Annotated in this window: 18 protein-coding genes and 2 pseudogenes; 8 read left to right on the top strand and 12 right to left on the bottom strand. The window is 65.6% G+C overall.

All coding sequences use genetic code 11. The features are described 5' to 3' along the window. The 10 genes and pseudogenes from CNE_RS37195 to CNE_RS37245 all read right to left on the bottom strand — a co-directional run. Window positions 1-1096: pseudogene (locus CNE_RS37195) on the bottom strand (tyrosine-type recombinase/integrase); the annotation flags it as partial. Window positions 1097-1257: 161 nt separating this feature from the next. Further along, window positions 1258-2613 carry an acetyl-CoA carboxylase biotin carboxylase subunit gene (locus CNE_RS37200; RefSeq protein ID WP_013954204.1) on the bottom strand — a complete coding sequence of 452 codons (1356 nt, stop codon included), beginning with the start codon at window positions 2611-2613 and terminating at the stop codon, window positions 1258-1260. A gap of 19 nt (window positions 2614-2632) precedes the next feature. Continuing rightward, window positions 2633-4165, bottom strand: a complete 1533-nt coding sequence (locus CNE_RS37205; protein WP_013954205.1) for an acyl-CoA carboxylase subunit beta — start codon at window positions 4163-4165, stop codon at window positions 2633-2635. Between the two features lie 16 nt (window positions 4166-4181). Beyond that, entirely contained in the window at window positions 4182-5141 is a 960-nt protein-coding gene (locus CNE_RS37210; protein WP_148271831.1) for a Bug family tripartite tricarboxylate transporter substrate binding protein, read from the bottom strand. Between the two features lie 89 nt (window positions 5142-5230). Further along, window positions 5231-6265 carry an FAS1-like dehydratase domain-containing protein gene (locus CNE_RS38875; RefSeq protein ID WP_013954207.1) on the bottom strand — a complete coding sequence of 345 codons (1035 nt, stop codon included), beginning with the start codon at window positions 6263-6265 and terminating at the stop codon, window positions 5231-5233. An 89-nt stretch (window positions 6266-6354) separates the two neighbouring features. Continuing rightward, the gene (locus CNE_RS37225; protein WP_013954208.1) at window positions 6355-7935 is read right to left on the bottom strand and encodes an acyl-CoA carboxylase subunit beta; all 1581 of its coding nucleotides are present in this window, start codon (window positions 7933-7935) and stop codon (window positions 6355-6357) included. 10 nt (window positions 7936-7945) lie between these two features. Then, window positions 7946-8167: a biotin/lipoyl-binding carrier protein gene (locus CNE_RS37230; protein ID WP_013954209.1), complete on the bottom strand. Its 222-nt coding sequence runs from the start codon at window positions 8165-8167 to the stop codon at window positions 7946-7948. A gap of 58 nt (window positions 8168-8225) precedes the next feature. Beyond that, window positions 8226-9449, bottom strand: coding sequence for a CaiB/BaiF CoA transferase family protein (locus tag CNE_RS37235; RefSeq protein WP_013954210.1), 1224 nt, complete (start codon window positions 9447-9449; stop codon window positions 8226-8228). 20 nt (window positions 9450-9469) lie between these two features. Continuing rightward, window positions 9470-10465 carry a Bug family tripartite tricarboxylate transporter substrate binding protein gene (locus CNE_RS37240; RefSeq protein WP_013954211.1) on the bottom strand — a complete coding sequence of 332 codons (996 nt, stop codon included), beginning with the start codon at window positions 10463-10465 and terminating at the stop codon, window positions 9470-9472. 67 nt (window positions 10466-10532) lie between these two features. After that, window positions 10533-11243, bottom strand: coding sequence for a GntR family transcriptional regulator (locus CNE_RS37245; protein ID WP_013954212.1), 711 nt, complete (start codon window positions 11241-11243; stop codon window positions 10533-10535). A 343-nt stretch (window positions 11244-11586) separates the two neighbouring features. On the opposite strand from CNE_RS37245, the gene CNE_RS40460 reads away from it, so the two are divergent. Next, window positions 11587-11871: a phage integrase N-terminal SAM-like domain-containing protein gene (locus CNE_RS40460; RefSeq protein ID WP_013954213.1), complete on the top strand. Its 285-nt coding sequence runs from the start codon at window positions 11587-11589 to the stop codon at window positions 11869-11871. A 1091-nt stretch (window positions 11872-12962) separates the two neighbouring features. Continuing rightward, window positions 12963-13664: a hypothetical protein gene (locus CNE_RS37255; protein ID WP_148271833.1), complete on the top strand. Its 702-nt coding sequence runs from the start codon at window positions 12963-12965 to the stop codon at window positions 13662-13664. A 142-nt stretch (window positions 13665-13806) separates the two neighbouring features. Here CNE_RS37255 and CNE_RS40465 read toward each other — a convergent pair. Both CNE_RS40465 and gcvA read right to left on the bottom strand, forming a co-directional pair. Continuing rightward, a pseudogene (locus CNE_RS40465) lies at window positions 13807-14052 on the bottom strand (tyrosine-type recombinase/integrase); the annotation flags it as partial. A gap of 140 nt (window positions 14053-14192) precedes the next feature. Next, on the bottom strand, window positions 14193-15089 hold the full coding sequence (gcvA, locus tag CNE_RS37260; RefSeq protein ID WP_013954217.1) for a transcriptional regulator GcvA: 897 nt from the start codon (window positions 15087-15089) through the stop codon (window positions 14193-14195). Between the two features lie 109 nt (window positions 15090-15198). On the opposite strand from gcvA, the gene CNE_RS37265 reads away from it, so the two are divergent. The 6 genes from CNE_RS37265 to CNE_RS37290 are packed head-to-tail and all read left to right on the top strand — an operon-like array spanning window position 15199 to window position 19711. Next, window positions 15199-15576 carry a Zn-ribbon domain-containing OB-fold protein gene (locus tag CNE_RS37265; RefSeq protein ID WP_013954218.1) on the top strand — a complete coding sequence of 126 codons (378 nt, stop codon included), beginning with the start codon at window positions 15199-15201 and terminating at the stop codon, window positions 15574-15576. Then, entirely contained in the window at window positions 15573-16712 is a 1140-nt protein-coding gene (locus tag CNE_RS37270) for a thiolase family protein (RefSeq protein ID WP_013954219.1), read from the top strand. The genes CNE_RS37265 and CNE_RS37270 overlap by 4 nt, the downstream gene beginning before the upstream one ends. A gap of 10 nt (window positions 16713-16722) precedes the next feature. Further along, on the top strand, window positions 16723-17508 hold the full coding sequence (locus CNE_RS37275) for an SDR family NAD(P)-dependent oxidoreductase (RefSeq protein ID WP_013954220.1): 786 nt from the start codon (window positions 16723-16725) through the stop codon (window positions 17506-17508). Between the two features lie 24 nt (window positions 17509-17532). Next, window positions 17533-17757 carry a hypothetical protein gene (locus CNE_RS37280; protein ID WP_013954221.1) on the top strand — a complete coding sequence of 75 codons (225 nt, stop codon included), beginning with the start codon at window positions 17533-17535 and terminating at the stop codon, window positions 17755-17757. A gap of 17 nt (window positions 17758-17774) precedes the next feature. Continuing rightward, window positions 17775-18944, top strand: coding sequence for a CaiB/BaiF CoA transferase family protein (locus CNE_RS37285; protein ID WP_013954222.1), 1170 nt, complete (start codon window positions 17775-17777; stop codon window positions 18942-18944). Next, entirely contained in the window at window positions 18935-19711 is a 777-nt protein-coding gene (locus tag CNE_RS37290) for an enoyl-CoA hydratase/isomerase family protein (RefSeq protein WP_013954223.1), read from the top strand. Before CNE_RS37285 ends, CNE_RS37290 begins: the two co-directional genes overlap by 10 nt. Window positions 19712-19724: the final 13 nt, after the last annotated feature.

The following is a 19724-nucleotide window of genomic DNA, read 5'->3' on the forward strand; positions in this document are numbered from 1 at the left end:
CTAGGTCTTGCTGCTCCAGCCGATCCGATGCCGCTCCTGTGTCGCCTCGTGCCGCGCATCCTCTTCGCTGTGCAGGTAAGCGCTGGTGGTCGCAATCGAGGCATGGCCAAAGTTGTCGCGCACAAAACGCAGGTCGACCTGCTGGTCGGTCATGTGCGAGCCGGCGGTGTGGCGCAGCCAGTGCGCCGAGGCACTGGCCAGGACATCGGCCTGGGCTTCTCCCATTCGGGCCCGCGCGCCCGCAGGCGGTCGGCCGCCATGCCGAAAACCTCCTTCAGAATCAAGTGCAGCGCCCCGCGTGACAGGGCCTTGTCGCTGCCCTTGTCACGGCCGATGACCGGCAACACCAGCGGACGCGTCTCGCCGGGCATTGGGCTGGGCGGCAGCCCGTTGGCGCGGCGGTAGCGCGCCAGCTCGGCCGTGGCCGGCACCAGCCGGGTCTTGTTGCCCTTACCGGTCACCTCCAGCCACCAGCGCTCAGTGCCCTGGGCATCGCGCCGGCAGAAGAATGCCCCCATGGCTGTGCCGGTGACCCGCGACGGCCGCAGCCCACCCAGATGAGCACCGTACGTAGCCGACGGCAGCGCGCCGCATGCAGGCGCTCGCGCTCGGTCACGGGTGGCATCGCCGCGACGGTGCTTTTCACGGCCGCCCACAAGTCATGGCTCAGGTAGCGCGTGATGCGCGGCCTCGTGGGCGCGCGCCGGCGGCGGGCCAGCGCGAGCGGGTTGCCAGCCAGGTAGCCGGCTTCGGTGAGCCAGGCGAAGAGGGCGTTGAGGATGACCATCGCCTGGCGCACGCTGCCGGGCGACAGCGGCCCGGCAAAGGGGCGCCAGTCCGGATGGTTGCGCGCGAGCTTTTTGCTGCCGGCCAGAACCCAACGTGCGGCCGGTTGCGGATCGGCCAGGAAGCGCTCGTACGCGAGCAGGTCCTCATGGGTGAGCGAGGACCGAGGCTTACCCAATTGCAGCACTGCCCATATGATCAGGCGCTCGACCGCGTGGCGGTACGTCGGTAGCGTTGCCGCGTTTTCGGCATAGCGCACGGGCCGGGCGGTGACGGTGGCCAGGTCGTCGGTCGCGGCGAGCCGGGCGGCCGGGAAACGCGCAATCTGAGGCCAATTAGATTGCGCCTATATCTGCAATTCAGATTCGTTTCGATTGCGGTGTTTTGGCGGAGGGAGTAATTCCGGGCCTAATAGAGTAGTGCCGCGCAGCGCCGTTGTTGAAAAGACTTCGTACGGCGCTGCGCGTCTGACTACATGCGCGCCTCGCCGCAGGCGAGCAGGTCCTGCACTAGTCCAGTATGCAGTTCCCCGACGCGCCACGCGGGGAAGGCCAGCATGCGCTGTAGCAGCGGGATGTTAGTCTTGACACCGATGATCTCAGTGACCGCCAGCGCCCGCTCTGCAATCTCGATGGCGGCCTGCCGGTCGGCGGCGTTGATGATCAGCTTGGCGATCATCGGATCGTAGTAGGGGCTCACCGTATTGCCTTCGGCATAGCCGGTCTCCACGCGGATGCCCGTACCCGACGGCAGACGGAAGGTCTGCAGCGTGCCGGGCGAGGGGAAGAAGCGCACCGGGTCTTCGGCATAGATTCGGAGCTCGATGGCGTGGCCGGAAGCACGCACTGGGGAGGGAAGCACGTCGCGCAGGGTTTCGCCCGCGGCCAGGCGAATCTGCGCCTCAACCAGGTCCAGCCCGGTGATGGCCTCGGTCACCGCGTGCTCGACCTGCAGGCGCGTATTCATTTCCAGAAAGCTATAGCTGCCATCGGCGCTGCGCAGCATCTCGACGGTGCCGATCACGTCGTAGCCCAGTTTGCCGAGCAGGCGCGCCACTCGGGCGGCGATCTCGTCGGCTTCGCCGGGCGGCAAGCCGGGCGCGCACGCTTCCTCAATCACCTTCTGGTGGCGCCGCTGCACCGAGCAGTCCCGCTCCAACAGGTGCTGCACGTTGCCGTGCCGGTCACCAACGATCTGGAACTCGATATGCCGGGGCCGCTGGAACAACTGCTCGAGGTACACGTCGCCATTGCCAAAGCTGCGCTGCGCCAGCGCCCGCGCGCGGCCGACGGCATCCACCAGTTCCGCGTCGTCGTGCGCGGCGATCATCCCGATGCCGCCACCGCCGCCGGCCGGCTTGACCAGCACCGGATAGCCTACCGCCGCTCCCGCCGCGCGGATGGCGGCCGGATCGTCGTCGACGATGCCGGAGGAGCGACACATCGGCATACCGTGTTTCGCCATCAGATCGCGCGCGCGGGTCTTGTGTCCCATCGCGTCGATCCACCGGGGGCTGGGGCCGATGAAGGTCAGGCCGGCCGCTTCCACGCGGCTGGCGAAGCCGGCGTTCTCCGACAGGAAGCCATAGCCCGGATGCACCGCGTCGGCGCCCGAGCGGCGCATGGCGTCGAACAGCGCGCCTTCGTTCAGGTAGCTCTGCGCGGCTGGCGAAGGGCCAATGCAGTACGCCGCGTCGGCCTCCGCCACGTAGGGCAGATCGCGGTCGGCCTCGGAATAGACCACTACCGAGCGCAGGCCCATCCTGCGCAAGGTGCGCTGCACCCGAGCGGCCACCGCGCCGCGGTTCGCAATCAGTACGGTTTGCATGACGACGATCTCCTAAGTCTTAATAGCTGGTGGGCCAGGCGCGCATCAGGTGCTGCCCAACACCGCCGGTCAGGCGCATCCGGTGCACCTCCAGCAGGCGCGTCAGCGTGGCACGGGTGTCGACAGGGTTGATGACCATGTGCGCCGCGTAGGCGGCGCCCATGTCCCAGGCGGAGGTGTCGCGTTCCATGCCTTGCAGTAGCGTGGCATAGCGTTCGGGGTCGTCCTGCTGCCGCACGCCGTGCACGATGGTGACGCCCGAGCGCGGATCCATGAAGTTGACTTCCGCCGACACCCACGCGATCAGTTCGTCGGCGTTGCCCGCTCCACCCATGTTCAGCACCGCCTGCCCGTAGGTCTTGCGCATGATGATGGCGATCTTGGGTACGGTGACAAGCGACAGCGCGTTCATCCAGTTCATCACCCGGCCCACCGCGCCACGCCGCTCGCCTTCGATGCCGATCAGAAAGCCTGGCTGGTCGGTCAGGAACACCAGCGGGATGTTGAACGAGTCGCACATCACCATGAAGCTGGTGGCCTTGTTGCAGGCGTCCACGTCGATGGCGCCACCCTTGGCGATAGGGTTGTTGGCGATGATGCCCACGCTGCGGCCGTCGATGCGTGCCAGCGCCGTCACCACCGACTTACCGTAGCGCGCCTTGACCTCGAACATGCTGTCCAGGTCGACGATCAGCGGGATGACCTTGCGCACGTCGTAGACCCGGGTGCGCGATTCGGGCACGATGTCGAGGATGCGGTGTGCCTGCGCACCCGAGCCGGGGGGGACGGGGTACACCGGCGGCGCCTCGTTGTGGTGGCTGGGCAGGTAGGAGAGGAACCGCTTCACGGCGTCGAGGGCTTCCTCGTCAGAATCGACCGCCATGTCTACCAGGCCCGAGACGCCGGTGAGGGTCTCCCACCCGCCCAGCGCCTCTGGATCGACCTCTTCGCCGATCGCTATGGAGGTCAGCTTAACGCTCGACACTGCCATCACGGCGCCCTTGCGCATCACGGCGAAGTCGGCGAGCGCGGCGTACCAGCTCGACGAGCCGTAGCAGTGCCCGAGCACAGCCGACGTCCACGGCGTCTCGCGGGTGCGCATGTATTGCGTGGGCCGGTCACCGGAGCCGATGCCGCGCGCACCCATCGTGTCTGGCATGCGCGCGCCGGTGGACTCGCCGAGGAAGACCATGGGCAAGCCGCGCCGGGTGGCCACCGTCTTCATGTGGCCGATCTTGTTGCCGTTGACGGTGCTGCTCGACGCGCCCAGCACCGTGAAGTCGTTCGACACCAGCGCCACGTCGCGCCCATCGATGCGGGCGTAGCCGGCGATCTTGCCGTCTGCGGGGGAGCGGTCGCGGTCATCGGGACGATAGGAGGTGGCTAGCAGGCCTGACTCCAGGAAGGAGCCGGGGTCGGCCAGGTAGTCAATGCGCTCCCGTGCGTTAAGCACGCCGTCCGCCTTGCGCTTTGCGAGCTTCTCCGGCCCGCCCATCTGCCGCGCACGCGACTCGCGCTCGGCCAGTTCAGAGATCAGTGTTTCGAATGCCATTCTCATGCCTCCGGATTCATTTCCTGAAGAGTGCGGGGTTTGCCGCGACGAAGCGGCTGGCGGCCGCGGCGTCGGTATGGATTAGCGTCGCGAGTTCGGCGGGGGTGGACGCCTCGAGCTGGTAGCCCTCGCTGGAGAGTTGCTTGCTTACGGCCGGGTCCGTCACAAACTGGCGCGACAGAGCTGCCATGCGCGAGATGACCGGCTCAGGCGTGCCGGCCGGCGCGAACACGCCGTACCAGTTGGAGAACACCGCGTCGGACATGCCGCTCTCCTTCAGTGTCGGCACTTCGGGGAAGGCCGCACTGCGCGTGGCGGACGTCACCGCCAATGGCCGCAGCTTGCCGCCGCGCACGAACGGCGCCAGCACCGGCACGTTGGCGATCACCATGTCTACCTGGCCGCCCATCGCATCGCCGGCCGCCTGTGCGCCGCCCTTGTACGGCACATGGGTCAGGCGGATCTTCGACCCCGAGTTGAGCAAGCCCACCTGCAGCACCAGCGCCGCGCTGGAGATGGAGTAGCGGTCGGGGTGGGTGCGGGCCAGCGAGATCATGTCGGCCACGTTCGCAGCCGCGAACTGGTTGTTGGCGGCGATCAGGCAGGGCACGCGCGTAAGCAGGCTGATCGGGAGGAGATCCTTCTGCGCATTGAACGGCGGGACCGGTCCGGTGTAAGGGTTGGTGGCGAGGCCGTCGATGCCGATCAGGAAGGTGTAGCCATCGGGTTCGGCCTTCGCAACGAGCTCGCTGCCGATATTGGTGGAGGCGCCGGGGCGGTTCTCCACCAATACGGCCTGCGATAGCTTCTTGCGCAGGAATTCAGCGTACTCTCGCGCGAGCCGGTCGTTGGTGCCGCCCGGAGCGTACGGCACCACAAGGCGAATGGGCTTTGCCGGCCAGTCGTGCGCGACGGCCTGGCCGGCCGGCAGGCAGGCTAGCAGCAGGGCCGTAATACACCATGATCTTCTCTTCATCGGTTGTCTCCTGATGTGTTCTGGTGTGCTGGGCCAGCGCGGAGTTTTTCCCCTTGCCGTGCGCTGGCCCATGGCAAAGGAAGGGTGCGCTATGCCAGGCGCTGTAGCGTGGTCTGCCGCTCGTGCAGCAGTAGCCGGCCGTCAGTGGTGTCATAGCGGTTTTCCGTCTCGAAGATCAGCATGGGTGCGCCGCTCGTGCCCACGCGGTAACGCACATCGCGCAGGCGGCAACTCGCCTGCACGGTGTCGTCGGGACGCGCCAACGCATGGATGCGCACGCGCGTGCCGCCGTTGAGCAGGCCCTGCGGCGGCAGGCCGAAGCGTCGGGAGAAGTCGCGTCCGACCTCGCAGACCGCTTCGCGGCCCAGTGCGTCGGGCGCCGTGCCGAGTGGGTGTGCGCCGGCCGGCCATGACATCGCATGTATGGGGAACAGCGGTGGCGCGACGAGGCCGCGATGCACGCTCGTGCGGGCGGCCTGCGGGTCGTGATGCCAGTGAGGCAGGTCCATGACGGCCTCGGCGAACAGGCGCAGACGGCCGGCTTCGACCGGACTGAAGGAGACGATGCGCTCAATCTCGCTGCCGATGCGGCGGCGGATCGGCGCGGGCACAGAGGTGTCGAGGGGGGCGGCCGCGGACGGCGGAGCGTCCTCCGCGTCCCCGGCATCGTGGTACGCCCCAGGTAGCGCATCGGGGGCGTCGGCTCCGTTCACCGGCAGCAGCACCACGGCCGTGCCGTCGGTGGTCACGCGGGCGGTGTCGACATTGAAAAGGTGCTGGTCGAGGTGCACCGCCGTTGCCTGCGCCTGGCGCTCCACGGCGCGCACGCAGCCTTCGGCGCGCAGGTGCTGGCCGACCAGGTCCGGGCTGCGGAAGCGGCAGGCCAGCCGCCACAGCCAGCATCGTTCGCCGAAGGCCGCGGTGGCAAGTTGGGCGAGGAACTGCTGCTTAAGCGCGCCGTTGATGACCGCGTCGGGCAGTCCTGCCACCTCGCGCGCATAGGCGCGGTCATAGTGGATCCTGTCCCAGTTTTCCTGCGCCGCGCACCAGCGCACGACATGGCTGGCGGTAATCCGCCCCTTGTCGAGCCGGGGCAGGGGCATGCCGAGGGCCGGCGCTCCCATGCTTGTCTCCTTGCTGCGTGTGGGTACGTCACGGATGGCGTCGGCCGGCGCCCGCTCCCGGAAGGAAGAGGGGGGATGCAGCGAAGCCGCTACGGGCGCACGCCGGCTCTTAGCTTCGGGCCGAGCGTGGTCTTCAGCGAGATCTGCGCGGCGTCGATGAAGCGACTCAGCGTCTGCCGGGTCTCGCGCGGGTCGATGATGTCTTCCACGCCGAAGGCCTCGGCGGTGCGGAAGGGCGATGCAAGCTGGCGCAGGCGCTGCTCGATCTCGCGCTCCTTCGCTACAGGGTCGGGCGCAGTGGCGATCTCACGCCGGAATGCCGCCGCCACGCCACCCTCGATCGGCAGTGAGCCCCACTCGGCGGTCGGCCATGCGAGCTTGAGCCCCAGGCCGTTTTTGTCGGTGGCCGCCATGCCCGCCATGCCGTAGCACTTGCGGATCACCACCGTTGCAATGGGCACGGTGGCCTGCAGGCTGACGAACACGCTGCGCATGCCTTCGCGCAAAGTGCCCTGTGCCTCTGCGTCGCGCCCGACCATGAAGCCCGGCACATCCACCAGGAACACCAGCGGGATGTGGAAGGTATCGCACAGTTCGATGAAGTGCGTCTGCTTGCGCGCCGCCTTAGCATCAATGGCGCCCCCGTAGGCCATCGGGTTGCTCGCCACCACACCAACCACCTTGCCGTTCAGGCGCGTCAGGCTGGTGATCACCGCCTTGCCGTAGGTCGGCTGGATCTCGAACACCGAGCCGCGGTCGAACACCATGCGCACGATCTTGCGCATGTCGTAGGCCTTGCGCCGGTCGGACGGGACGATGGTCGCCAGCGCCTCCTCGCGGCGATCGACTGGATCGTCGCAGGGCGTTTCGGGCGGCAGCTCCCACACGTTCTGCGGCATGTACGACAGGTAGCGCCGGATCAAGGCGAAACAGTCGGCTTCAGTCTCCACGGCGTTGTCCACCGAACCTGCCACGTCTACGGCAATCGGCGCGCCGCCGAGGTCGTCCTTGGAGATATCCTGCCCGAGCGAACGTTTCACCACGGGCGGCCCGGCCGCGAAGATCTGGCTGGTGCCATTGACCATCACCGACCAGTGCGAAAGGATGGTCCGCCCGGCCGGCCCACCGGCTGCCGTGCCGAGCACCGCACAAACAACCGGCACCTGGCCGAGCAGCGCGGCGGAGGTCTCGAAGCCATGCACGCCGGGGAACACGGTATGGCCGCGCCGCTGCGCCGAGGTGACGCTGCCGCCCACGCCGTCGATCAGGTTGATAAGCGGAATCTTATAATTGAGCGCGAGGTCCTCGACAAAGCCGCCTTGGCCGCCTTTCTTGCGGTCGCCGCTCCAACTCGCGCCGCCGCGCACGGTGTAGTCCTCGCCGCCGATCGCCACCGGGCGGCCGTCCACGGTGGCCAGTCCCATCACGTATGGCGCGGGCGTGACCTTCACCAGCACGCCGTTCTCGTCGTAGTGGCCCTGGCCGGTGAGGCGGCCCACTTCATGGAAGGAGCTCTTGTCGGACAAGGCGTCGATGCGCTCGCGGATGGTCAGCTTGCCGGCCGCGTGGTGTCGCTCGATGGCCTCGGGGCCGCCCAGCCCTAGCGCCAGCTCGCGGCGTCGTTCGAGTTCCAACAAGTCCTCCGAGGGAATGCTTTGAGTCATGTCCATGGCCATGTCCTCAAGCCGGATCGACGACTGCCAGCAACTGGCCTTCGGCGATCGACTCACCTTCCTTGACCAGCACCTCCGACACCGTGCCCGCGTGCGTGGCTTCGACCGGGATCTCCATCTTCATCGACTCGATGATAAAGAGCACGTCGCCTTCGCCCACGGTCTGTCCCGTCTCGCATTCGCACTTCCAGACCGACCCGACCACCTCGGATTTCACTTTGACGCTCATTGAACTCATCCTTATGAAGAAATGCAGCAACGATGTAGGAAAACCGGGGCCGGCGCGCTCAGCGGGCCATTCCCGCGTCGTAGATGACGCCGCTTCGCTGCAGCGCGGCCAGCGCGTCGGGCGCGAGCCCGAGCATGCGGGCGAGCACCGCGGCAGTGTCGGCGCCGGTGTCGCGGCCTAGCCCGCGGACTTCGCCCGGGGTGTCGGACAGGCGCGGCGTCACGTTGGGCAAGGCCACCATGCCGAGCCGGTCGTGCGGGCGGCGCTGAATGCTGTCGCGCGCGGCGAAGTGCGGGTCGGCGAAGACGTCGTCGATGTTGTAGATCTTGGCGTGCGGGATGTCGTGCTCACCCAGCCGGCGGTGAATCTCGTCGTAGTCGTGCGCGCCGATCCAGGCCTGCACCGCCGAATCGACCTCGTCGCTGTGCCGGCTGCGCATCAGGTTGGTGGCGTAGCGCAGGTCGTCGGCCAGGTCCGGCTGGCCCATCGCCACGCACAGGCGGCGGAAGATCGGGTCGGCCAGCGCCGCCACATGGACGTGGCAGCCGTCGGCGGACTGGTAGAGGTTGTTCGGGCTCGACCCCGGCAGGCGGGAGCCGGCGCGCTGCGCGACTACGCCGAGCTGGTCGTAGGCCATGACGTGCGGCTCCATGAAGCTGAACGCGCATTCGGCCAGCGCCGTGTCCACCACCTGGCCGCGCCCGGTGCGATGGCGGGCTTCCAGCGCCAGCAGTGCACCAAACGCGCCGTACAGCCCGGTGAGGTAGTCGGACAATGAGGTGGCCACGCGGGCCGGTGGGCGGTCGGGGTCGCCGGTGATCGAGCGCAGCCCGCTGATGGCCTCGCCAATCACGCCGTAGCCGGGCCGCTGGCTGTACGGTCCGTCCTGCCCGTAGCCACTGATGCGCACCACAATCAGGCCGGGGTTAGTCGCGCTCAGAGTCTCGTAAGAGAGCCCCCAGCGTTCCAATGTGCCGGGGCGGAAGTTCTCCACCACGAAGTCGGCCTTGTCGATCAGGCCGCGCAGCAGCGCCTGGCCTTCTTCGGTGCGCAGGTCGACCGAGATCAGTTCCTTGTTGCGGAAGATCGAGAGGGCGTACAGCGAGATGCCGTCCTTATGACTGCCCATCGAGCGCAGGGCGTCGCCCTCGGCCACTTCGACCTTGATGACGGTGGCGCCAAAGTCCGCCAGCAGCCTGCCGCAAAATGGGCCAGCCACAGTCGAGCCAAGTTCGATCACGGTGTAGCCGGACAGCGGCTGGATACGTTCGCTGGGGGGCATGCAGGGAATCTCCGCGCGGGTCATTGGGCAACGGTCACGTGGGCGTTCTTCACTACGTCGGCCCACAGGGTCACTTCCTTGTGCAGGGTGTCGCGGAACTGGTCCGGGCTGCCGCCGACCAGTTCCAGCCCGCCGGCCGATTGCAGGCGCTCGCGTAGCTCGGCCGAGTTCTTCAGCAAGTCGTTCAGTTCGCGATTGATGCGGCTGACGATCTCGGGCGGCAAGTTCTTCGGCCCCATCAACCCGAAGAACAGGCTCCCGTCGTAGCCCTTCAGCCCCGCCTCAGCGAAGGTGGGCACGTCGGGCGCCAGCGGTGAGCGCGCCTGGCTGGAGATGGCCAGCGCGCGCACGCGGCGGGCCTGGATGTTGGGCGCTGCCAGCAGGATGGTGTCGGTCACCATGTCGATCTCGCCGCCCAGCAGTGCCGCGACGGCCTGCGAGTTGCCCCGGTACGGCACGTGGGTGAACGAGGTGCCGGTCAGCGTGGCAAGGTATTCGGTGCTCAGGTGGGTGGAGCCGCCCACGCCGGAAGAGCCATAGTTGATCTTCTTCGGATGACTGCGGGCGTAGGTCAGGAATTCGGTCAAGGACTTGGCGGGGAAGCCGTTTCTGACTAGCAGCACGGTGGGCAGGCGGCCGACCAGTGCGATGGGAGTCAGGTCCTTCTCAATGTTGAACGACAGCTTCGGATACACCGCCGGATTGACGGCGATCGCGCTGGAGACGGTCAGCAACGTGTAGCCGTCGGGGGCCGAGCGGGCAACGGCCTCAGCAGCGAGGCTGCCGCCCACCCCGGTCTTGTTCTCGACGACGATCGACTGCCCGAGCCGCTCGGAGAGGTACTGCGCGACCACCCGCGCCACGATATCGGTCGCGCTGCCGGCGGAGAAGCCGACGTACATCTTGATCGGCCGATTGGGGTACTTGTCTTGCGCATGCAGTGGGGCGGCGGTGAAGGCCAGTCCAGCCAGCGCCAAGGCGGCCGCGCTCAGGGCGCGATGGATCGATGACAGCATCGGGCAGGTCTCCTTGCATGTTTTGTTCTTATATGCGGGTGTTACTGGTGTTGCGTGAGCCGAGCGTTCAGATGATGTACTTGCGGTATTTGGCCAGGTATTCCGCGGCTTCGCGCAGGCTCTCGCGCCGGATCGACTCCGCCTTCTCGGCGTTGCGCTCGCGCAAGGCGGCCAGCGTGGCACGGTGGTGGGCGAGGCCCAGCTTGGCCCGCCCCGGCAGCACAATGGCGCGGCGGATGACGTCCTGGGTGCGTTCCAGGATGGAATCCAGCATGCCCTGGATGACCGGATTGGCGGCGTTCTTGAAGATGCGCTGGCGGAAGCGATCGTAGCCTTCCATGTAGAAGTCGAAGTCGCCGTTGTCCAGTGCGGCTTCCATCGGCGCGCCGAACAGTTCGATGAGGTCGTCCCATTCGCCCGGCGGGGCCAGTTGCGCCGCCAGCCGCACGCTCATGCCCTCCAGCGCCTCGCGCGCGCAGTAGATCTGCAGGATCTGCTCGAAGCTGATGCGGGTGACGATGGCGCCCCGATTGGGAATGCGCTCCACCAGCCCGCGTTGCTCCAGCGCAGCCAGCGCCTCGCGGATACGTGGTCGGGTGGTGCCGAATTCCTGCGCGAGGTCTTGCTCCACGAGCTTGGTACCGGGCAACAGCTCGTGCCGCGCGATGCGCGCGCGCAGTTCATCGGCGATATCGCCGGCGCCGGACTTGGTCGGGCGCGGCGCCTCCTTCAGTTCAGGTGCGGCCTTTTTACGGATTGTTCTTTCTGCGACGCCCATCGATGCTGGCTCCCCGCTTTCGTCTGACTGTGGATCAACTATAGATTGTGGATCAACTATAGATTGTGGATCCAAAATAGCAAACAATTTTGTATTCCGTTTTGACTACTAACGAACCCGATGCGAATATGGCGTCATGCCTAACCGGACTAGTACTAAATCGCTGACGCGGTCGTGGTAGAGAAGCGGGGGGCAGTGCCTGACGTTCGATGCAGGACGGTTGTCTGGCGGCCGTGGCGGCCGTGGCGGCGGAGAGCGGATGAGCAGGATGGAGGCGCCCGCCCGGGCATTCCATCCACTGTTCCCAGGAGTTCCGCCATGACACCGCTCCGCGAGCGCATGCATGCACGACATGCAGATCCGCAACCTCGCAGACAACACGCAGAAGTCGTATCTTCTGCAAGTTTCCCGTTTCGCCCAGCACTTCCGTCGCTCACCGGAATTGCTAGGCCCCGAAGGGATTCGCGCCTGGCTCGTCCATCTTCGCGACAAGCGCAAACTTGCGCCCAGCAGCCTCTGTCCTGCGGTCGGTGCATTGCGCTTCCTGTACCTTGATGGAAAAACGCATAGAAGCAGCCGTTTGCGTAATTTCACCATCATGAAACAACGCCAGCAGCCTTCACGCTGACTTCCTCCTCTTCACGGGACGGGCCTCCATGCCGCGACCACTACCTGATCCGATTCCTCCTTCGCGCGCGACATTCGCACCATTCGGCAGCTGGGGGACCGCATTCGAGCAACCCGCGCAGAGGAAGGGATGCCCATTGACCGGGCGGCGAGGCATTGCGGTGTCTCCATCGGTATGCTGTCCACGCTGGAGAACGGCAAGGGCGTCAATCTCGAGCACGGCCCTGCGTGTGATGGACGGACTGGGTTTGACGATGCTGGTCGTTCCCAAGGCCCATACGCCTTGGCTCGAACAGGCAGCGGCCCATGCGACCAAGACCGGCGAGGATGCGGTGAGGGAAGTGCATGCCTGGCTGGAAGAGTAGGACCGCGATCAGGGGGGCGCCGGATCGGAATTTCTGGATCAGCCCCGCGGTTGCCGCGGCAGAAATGCTCGAAACGATCATGAAACTCAACCACTTTGCTATGTGGCCTGGCTGCTGCGGTTGGTTCCGTCCTTGCTTCCAACCCGACTTACGCTGCTGGATTCAGTCCGTACCATGATGAAGCCAAAAGCACGTTCAACCCTTACGCCGACGGAGCCCGAGGCCGGTTCAACCCCACGTGCCAATGGCGCGCGCGAGAAGTTCAATCCATACTCCGACGGTCTTCGCACTTCCCGTTTTGATGTCTATACCGACGGCGCCCGGGACTGAGTGCGGACGCTGGCTTTCACACGGCCAAGGTCATCAACGAGAGGGTCACGACGGACTAGACTGACGATGGGTATTGGCAGGAGAAAAGCAGTGAAGCCAAGCTTGCTGCTTTTCACCCCGATATCGACGTTTTGGAGCGGCAATGCAGTCCGAGCAAGCCTTGCGTCACGTGTTGGTTTCCAAAGAACCTACTTGCCTTGTTTGCGCCACCGGGCGCGGACGTCGCTCGCTAGTCCGCGATCCCTTCTATCGGCAGTGCCGCTCTGTCTGGCTTATCGCCTGGCTCCTTTCGGGCGTGGCGACTGTGGCCATGGCAGCGCCGGGCGAGCAGCCGGCGGAGGCGAGCGATGCAAACGTCCGTAGCTCAGTCTGGTTCCCGCGAGGAATGCGGCTGCAGATGGAAGTCGATGGCGATATGCCCATGTCACGCCGATCCACGCAAATGGCTCCCTTGCCCACACCTTCGGGATGCCAGACCGACTTGGAAATCCAATCCAAAACGGCGCTGGCGGCGCTGATGGGCCCGCCCGTCATCACAGATCAGCAGCAGCGCGTACTTTTGCGGCCAGCTGCGAATGGGTCGCCGCCAGGTATTACAGGTAGCGGCACGGTCAACGCGTGGGCGCGTTACACGCGCCTGTATGGCACGACCACCATTGATGCCCTTGGCCTGCTGGACTATCAATACCGCGGGTTGCCGCTGCGAGAGGGCGACGCCGTTAGCGGTGCCACAGTCGAAGCCAGTGTTTCCTTCACTATCTATGCCCGCGACTCAGGCATTGAAGTCGGCAAACTAGTTGCCCCACATGCGACTGTCGCAGTAGCCTCGCGCCGAGTCGGCAAACGCCAGGTGATTCAGACCGCGCGAGGCCCTTCGGAATGCGTGCCGATCCACTATGTACGCATTACTTCGGTTGGACCGATGATCATCGCAGGCGAGCAAGTCTTGTCCGAGCCTTCGCACATGGAAGTCACCGACTGGTACTGCCCGGTCGCGAGTGTGGTGATGCGTCAGGACATCACTGAGGGCCACAAGATGCAGCGCATCGACACGACGGCAGCGGATCCGCTCGAGCAAACTTCGCAGGCCTCGCCCTAGTCGCGGCAATCGATATGAGCGCGGTCGCCTGCGTTCCGCCCCGGTTGTGCACATCACCTAGCAATCCGCGTTCGTCACTTCCGAACAGGAAAAGCCGTGTTGGCGCGGGAGTCTCACCAAAGGGGCTTGATACACGACGGGTTCAGGTCTTGGCCCCCCACCCGATGCGGTGCCGCTCCTGTATGGCCTCGTGTCGCGCATCCTCTTCGCTGTGCAGGTAGCCGCTGGTGGTCGCGATCGAGGCATGCCCAAAATTGTCCCTGACATAGCGCAGGTCGACCTGCTGGTCAGTCATGTGCGAGCCGGCGGTGTGGCGCAGCCAGTGGGCCGAGGCGCTCGCCAGGACATCGGCCTGCGCCGCCCACTCGGGCCCACGCGCCCGCAGGCGTAGAACAAAGCAATTTTGTCACTCCGGAATCGTAGAACAAAGCAATTTTGGGTCTTCCGCAATTTGTGTGACGACGGCTGGACGGGAATACCGACACCTTGCTCGCCTGCATAGCGCGCACGATCGCGCCACGCTGAACCTCAGGCTGCGTTGCGCCCGGCCTCCTTCAGCACCCACTGCAGGAACGAACGGAAGGTCGGGCTTGCCGCGCGCGCAGCCGACCACACGAGGTAGTAGCCGTTTTCGCTGCGGGCCACCAGGTCAAAGGGCGCGACTAAGATGCCGGCCTTTAGCAGGTCCGTCACGTACGCACGCTGCACCACAGCGACACCGAGTCCATCTACGGCAGCCTGGATCGCGAGCGAGGAGTTCTCGAATGAGAGACTGCGCTGCGGACGAAGGTCCGCCGCACCGGCCAGAGCGAGCCAGCGCTGCCAGTCGTCCATGCGCCGCACTGAGTACAACAGGGTTGTTCGAGCCAGATCGCGTGGCGCCGCAAGCCGCTTGTAGTGCTGCAGGAGGGCGGGGTTGCAAACGGGCAGAAACTCATCGTCGAACAGGCGTACGCCTTCCAACCCAGTGGGCAGATCCTTCCCCGTGAAGGACGCCATATCCACGTCCTCGGCCTCGAATTGGATGGTTCGAAAGCTGGTCATGATCTGAATGTCTACCTCCGGATGCGCGCCGTGAAAGCGCGAGAGCCGGGGCATCAGCCACTTCTCGGCCAGCGTCGGGAGCAGGCACAGCTTCAGCGTGTCATGCCGGGGGCGACGCGCGATCGCATTGAGTGTCAATTCGATCGTTTGGAAAGCTTGCGTGAGGGCCGGCCGCAGGACTTGGCCCGCATCCGTGAGTTCCACCGAGCGACCCTTTCGGCGAAGTAGCGGAACGCCGACCGTGTCCTCCAGAAGCTTGACCTGCTGGCTCACGGCACCGGGCGTGACGCACAGTTCCGAGGCGGCCTTCGACACGCTCAGGTGTCGTGCAGTGGCCTCGAAGGCGCGTAATCCAAGTAGGGGTAGGCGGGCGCGTTGCATGCTTCAAATTTAGCAGAACTAAATATAAGGAGCAACAAAACGGCATTGTTGGAATGCGCATTCCCGCCCAAAATCTAGACAGATCCAAGCACAAAGCGGAGCGAGACGCATGAATATTACTAAATACGAAGGCGGCCATGTTGGCGACTTCGCCGAAGGCCTGGTGCTCCAGGGGGCCCGCATTCTTGCCAGCGGCGAGGTTCGCTTTCCACCGCCAGAGTTCCTGCATGGCGAGGGTGTTGTCGAACCCTTATCGCTGGGTATCACCGGACGCCTCTACACCTATACCACTGTGCACCCTGGCAAGGCGCCGGCCTACTCGCTTGCCATGGTTGATTTCGACTACGGCCTTCGCGCCTTTGGCCGGCTGGTGTGGGAGGGCGATACTGCGCCAGCCATCGGCGCCGTGGTGCGCGCCGTGCCGTTTGCACTGTCAGACGGGACATCCGATTACGCGTTTGAACCCCTGAAAGGAGATGCAGCATGAAGGAACCCCTGATTACCGGCGTCGGCATCTCCGATTTTGGCCGATTCCCGCATCTCACGGAGGAGGCACTGGCCCAGGCTGCGATCCTGGATGCATTGAAGGATGCCGAGGTACCGATGCGCGACGTGCAGGCCTTCTATTGCGGCAATGCATTGGGTGGCCACCTGCCTGGGCAGCGCGCACTGCGCGAGCTTGGCACCGGCGGCGAGGCGGTCTACAACATTGACAATGCCTGTTCGAGCGGTGCTACAGCACTGAATCTTGCGCTGCAGGCGTTGCGCGCTGGTCAGTATGAGACAGTGGTGGTGTTCGGCATGGACCATCTGAGCGGCCTGGGCGGCGGCGCGCTGCCGATGAACCAGCGCGATTGGAACAACCGGCGGGGCATGATCATGCCGGCGCTGTATGCGATGCGTGCGAAGCGCTACATTCACGACCACGGCATCCCCCTTGAGACCTTGGCAGACGTCGCGGTGAAGAACCGGCGGCACGGCATGCTCAACCCAATCGCGAAATTTTGCCGGGAAGTCACGCGCGAAGAGGTACTCGCCTCACGCATGGTCGCCGAACCGCTCACGCTGCTGCAGTGCTGTCCGGCCGTCGTAGACGGGGCGGCGGCACTGGTACTCAGCACTCGGTCTTCACGCGGGGCGGCAAAGCCAGTACGTGTGCTCGCCTCGGTGGTGCAGTCCGGACTGTTCGAGATTCACCAGGTCGACATGACTGAAGCTGAGATCACGCGCCGCGCTGCACGACTTGCGTACGAGCAGGCAGGCGTCGGCCCCGAGGACCTGAGCGTGATAGAGCTGCACGACGCATTCACCATCTCCGAACTGCTGTACTACGAGGCACTGGGTCTGTGTGGCCACGGCGAGGCGGCACAGTTGCTGGCCAGCGGCGCCACTGCGCTGGGCGGCCGCATTCCGGTCAACCCAAGCGGTGGCCTGATCGCGAAGGGGCATCCGCCGGGTGCAACTGGCGTGGCGCAAATCGTGGAGCTCTGCGAACAGCTGCAGGGACGCGCCGGGAAACGCCAGGTCCAGAAGGCGGACCTCGGCTTAAGCCAGGTCACCGGCGGTGGCATTTGGGGCGTCGATCACGCCGCTTGTTCTATTCACATCCTGGCTGCCGCCTGAAGGGTTCGCCATGACAGATAACGCAACCATTTCCTCGTCGCCCGTCTCTCTGAAGGGAATGACGGCGATCGTCACCGGCGGCGCCAAAGGCATTGGCCTTGGGATCGCGCACGGTTTGGCTGCCGAGGGCTGCCGGCTGGCGCTGTGGGACATTGACAGTGCAGCTCTGGCGGCCGCCGCGGCAGAACTGCGCGACGCTGGCGCCGATGTGACTACGCGCTGCGTGAGCATCACCTCCGAGCCTGATGTGCAGCAGGCTGCCGCGGAGCTGCTACAACGTAACGGCCGAATTGACGTGCTTGTCAACAATGCCGGCATCGGCGGCGACAACCTCGTCGTGAAGATGGAGCTTGATTTCTGGCAGCGTGTCATCGAAACCAACTTGACCTCGCAGTTTATCTGCTGCAAGGCGGTGCTGCCGACAATGATGGATCAGAAGTTCGGGCGGATCGTCAACATCTCCTCGCGCGCGTGGCTCGGCAACCGTGGGCAGGCCAGCTATTCAGCATCCAAGGGCGGCGTAGTCAGCCTGACGCGAAGCATCGCACTGGAGTTCGCACGCAGCGGCATTACGGCAAACGCGATTGCGCCGGGCATTGTGGAGACGCCCCTTTTCGGAACGCTGGCCCCGCAGGTGCAGGAAGACCTCAAGCGCACTGTCCCCATGCAGCGCATCGGGCAAGCCAATGATGTCGCCAATGCGGTGCGCTTCTTCTCGTCGCCGGCGTCCGGTTACGTCACCGGGCAGGTGCTGTACGTGTGCGGCGGACGCAGCCTGAGCAGCGCTTCGGTCTGAAACCGCCACATTCAGGAGACAGTCATGAGAAGAAGAGACTTCACTCTTGCTGCGGCGGCATCGCTGCTGGCACCGGCGGCGCCTGAGGCGATCGACAAGACGCTGCGCACGCCGGCGGTGGCGGAGTCGCTGCTCAAGAGCGGCTTCGAGCCGATGCGGCTGTCGCCCGCCGAGGCGCAGAAGGCGCTCGTGGAGGACACCGCCCAGTGGACCAAGGTGATCCGCGACAACAACATTCGCGGCAGTTGACGGGGCAGGGGACAGAGATGCTTTCAGACTCCCTACGCGGCATCCGCGTGGTCGACTTCACCCAGGTGGCGGCGGGACCCGTGTGCACCCAGACGCTCGCCGACCTCGGCGCCGACGTCGTCAAGGTCGAGGCGCCCCAGGGCGAGCTGTGCCGCGCGCTGGCGCCTTTCGTTGAGGGCCAGAGCCTCGGCTTTCTGGCCCTCAACGGAAACAAGCGCAGCGTGGCGCTCGACCTGAAGGACCCCCAGCAGCGCGCGGCAGCACTGCAACTGGCCGCCGGTGCGGACGTGGTGGTGGAGAGCTTTCGTCCCGGCGTCATGCAACGGCTCGGACTAGGCTACGAGGACGTCCGGCAGCTCAACCCGGGTGTGATCTACTGCTCCATCTCAGCCTATGGGCAGGAAGGTGCCTGGAAGCACAAGCCCGGCGTCGACGGCGTACTGCAGGCCGTCTCGGGCCTGATGAGCGTGACCGGGCTGCCGGACGCGCCGCCGTGCAAGGTGCAGGTGCCGGTCGTCGACATGGTGACGGGCTACATCGGCGCGATCGCCGTCCTGGGCGCGCTCGCCCGGCGCACGCGCGACGGTGGCGGGCAATGGATCGACGTCGGCATGTTCGCGTGCGCCGTCGCCCTGCAACAAATGAGCTTTGCCAGCTACTTCGCCGACGACGTGGCGCCGACGCGCATCGGAAGCGCCGCACCCTATGCGGCGCCCAACGAGGCGCTGCGTTGCGCGGACGGCTGGGTCATGCTCGCGGCGTACCACCCCTCCCGATGGGTGGCGCTGTGCGAGGTGCTCAACTGCCGCGAGCTGCTGTCCGACCCGCGCTTTTGTGAACTGTCCGACCGAATCGCGCACCGGCGGGAGCTCGTGCAGTTGCTCGAGGCGCGCATGACGCTGCGTCCGCGCAGCGAGTGGCTTGAACGCTTCGAGGCGGCGGACATCATCTGCGCGCCGATCAATGACTATTCGGAAGCGGTCGCATCACCCGCATTCAAGGATGCGCAACTCGCCGAAACCGTTCGCCACTCCGTGGCCGGCGAACTGATCCTCCCGCGTTCGCCGCTGCGCGCGGTCGGGGAGTCGCCGCGCGCACGGCGGCCTGCTCCGCTGGTGGGCGAGCACACCAGCGAGGTGTTGCGCGCTGCCGGCATCGCTTGCGAAGGAGACAACCCATGCCTGTGAACCTCGAGGTGCGCGATTACATCGCCACCGTGACCCTCAACCGCCCGGAGGCGATGAATGCCATCGACCCGGAATCCGCCACGCAGTTGCACGAGGCCTGGAACGAGATATCGGCCCGCAAGGATGTGAGAGTGGGCATCCTCACCGGGGCCGGCGAGCGTGCCTTCTGCACGGGCGCGGACTTGAAGAAGACCATGCCGCCCGCGGAGAGCTTCGCCGAGCTGCATTTCGGCCCCAGGGCAGGTGTTCCGCCGGTCTCGACCTTGCAGACTCCGAAACCGATGATCGCGGCGATCAACGGCTTCGCGCTGGGTGGCGGCCTCGAACTGGCGATGCTCTGCGATATCCGGATTGCCGCGAGCACCGCGATGTTCGGCTTCCCCGAAGTGTGTATCGGCAGCATTCCGGCGGGCGGCGGAACGCAGCGTATCGTGCGTGCGGTTGGCCAGTCGGACGCCATGCTGATGCTGTTGAGCGGAGAGCGCGTCGATGCACAGGAGGCCTTGCGCATCGGGCTGGTGAGCCGGGTGGTGGCATCGCAGGATCTTCAGGTGCTGGCTCGTTCGATCGCCAGCCGAATTGCGGCGAACGCACCGTTGGCCGTGGTGGCGGCGAAGAAACTGGCGCAGGTCGGTGGTGAGCTGCCCCTCGCCGCGGGACTCGAGCTCGAGCAGCAGACCTTCGGCCTTCTGCGCAACTCGGAAGACCGGATCGAAGGGCGTCGCGCGTTCGCTGAGAAACGCAAACCTCGTTTTCAAGGGCGCTGAGCGCTCGCCACCG

Origin of the sequence: Cupriavidus necator N-1 (genome assembly GCF_000219215.1) — a bacterium.
Taxonomy (GTDB): domain Bacteria; phylum Pseudomonadota; class Gammaproteobacteria; order Burkholderiales; family Burkholderiaceae; genus Cupriavidus; species Cupriavidus necator.

Bases quoted from the DNA above. Each gene is read 5' to 3' on its own strand.
- CNE_RS37275 (WP_013954220.1), top strand. From the start codon at position 16,723: ATGACAGATAACGCAACCATTTCCTCGTCGCCCGTCTCTCTGAAGGGA.
- CNE_RS37285 (WP_013954222.1), top strand. From the start codon at position 17,775: ATGCTTTCAGACTCCCTACGCGGCATCCGCGTGGTCGACTTCACCCAG.
- CNE_RS37270 (WP_013954219.1), top strand. From the start codon at position 15,573: ATGAAGGAACCCCTGATTACCGGCGTCGGCATCTCCGATTTTGGCCGA.
- gcvA (WP_013954217.1), bottom strand. From the start codon at position 15,089: ATGCAACGCGCCCGCCTACCCCTACTTGGATTACGCGCCTTCGAGGCC.
- CNE_RS37255 (WP_148271833.1), top strand. From the start codon at position 12,963: ATGGAAGTCGATGGCGATATGCCCATGTCACGCCGATCCACGCAAATG.
- CNE_RS37240 (WP_013954211.1), bottom strand. From the start codon at position 10,465: ATGCTGTCATCGATCCATCGCGCCCTGAGCGCGGCCGCCTTGGCGCTG.
- CNE_RS38875 (WP_013954207.1), bottom strand. From the start codon at position 6,265: ATGGGAGCGCCGGCCCTCGGCATGCCCCTGCCCCGGCTCGACAAGGGG.
- CNE_RS37290 (WP_013954223.1), top strand. From the start codon at position 18,935: ATGCCTGTGAACCTCGAGGTGCGCGATTACATCGCCACCGTGACCCTC.
- CNE_RS37280 (WP_013954221.1), top strand. From the start codon at position 17,533: ATGAGAAGAAGAGACTTCACTCTTGCTGCGGCGGCATCGCTGCTGGCA.
- CNE_RS37265 (WP_013954218.1), top strand. From the start codon at position 15,199: ATGAATATTACTAAATACGAAGGCGGCCATGTTGGCGACTTCGCCGAA.
- CNE_RS37200 (WP_013954204.1), bottom strand. From the start codon at position 2,613: ATGCAAACCGTACTGATTGCGAACCGCGGCGCGGTGGCCGCTCGGGTG.
- CNE_RS37235 (WP_013954210.1), bottom strand. From the start codon at position 9,449: ATGCCCCCCAGCGAACGTATCCAGCCGCTGTCCGGCTACACCGTGATC.
- CNE_RS37245 (WP_013954212.1), bottom strand. From the start codon at position 11,243: ATGGGCGTCGCAGAAAGAACAATCCGTAAAAAGGCCGCACCTGAACTG.
- CNE_RS37230 (WP_013954209.1), bottom strand. From the start codon at position 8,167: ATGAGCGTCAAAGTGAAATCCGAGGTGGTCGGGTCGGTCTGGAAGTGC.
- CNE_RS37225 (WP_013954208.1), bottom strand. From the start codon at position 7,935: ATGGACATGACTCAAAGCATTCCCTCGGAGGACTTGTTGGAACTCGAA.
- CNE_RS40460 (WP_013954213.1), top strand. From the start codon at position 11,587: ATGCACGACATGCAGATCCGCAACCTCGCAGACAACACGCAGAAGTCG.
- CNE_RS37205 (WP_013954205.1), bottom strand. From the start codon at position 4,165: ATGGCATTCGAAACACTGATCTCTGAACTGGCCGAGCGCGAGTCGCGT.
- CNE_RS37210 (WP_148271831.1), bottom strand. From the start codon at position 5,141: ATGAAGAGAAGATCATGGTGTATTACGGCCCTGCTGCTAGCCTGCCTG.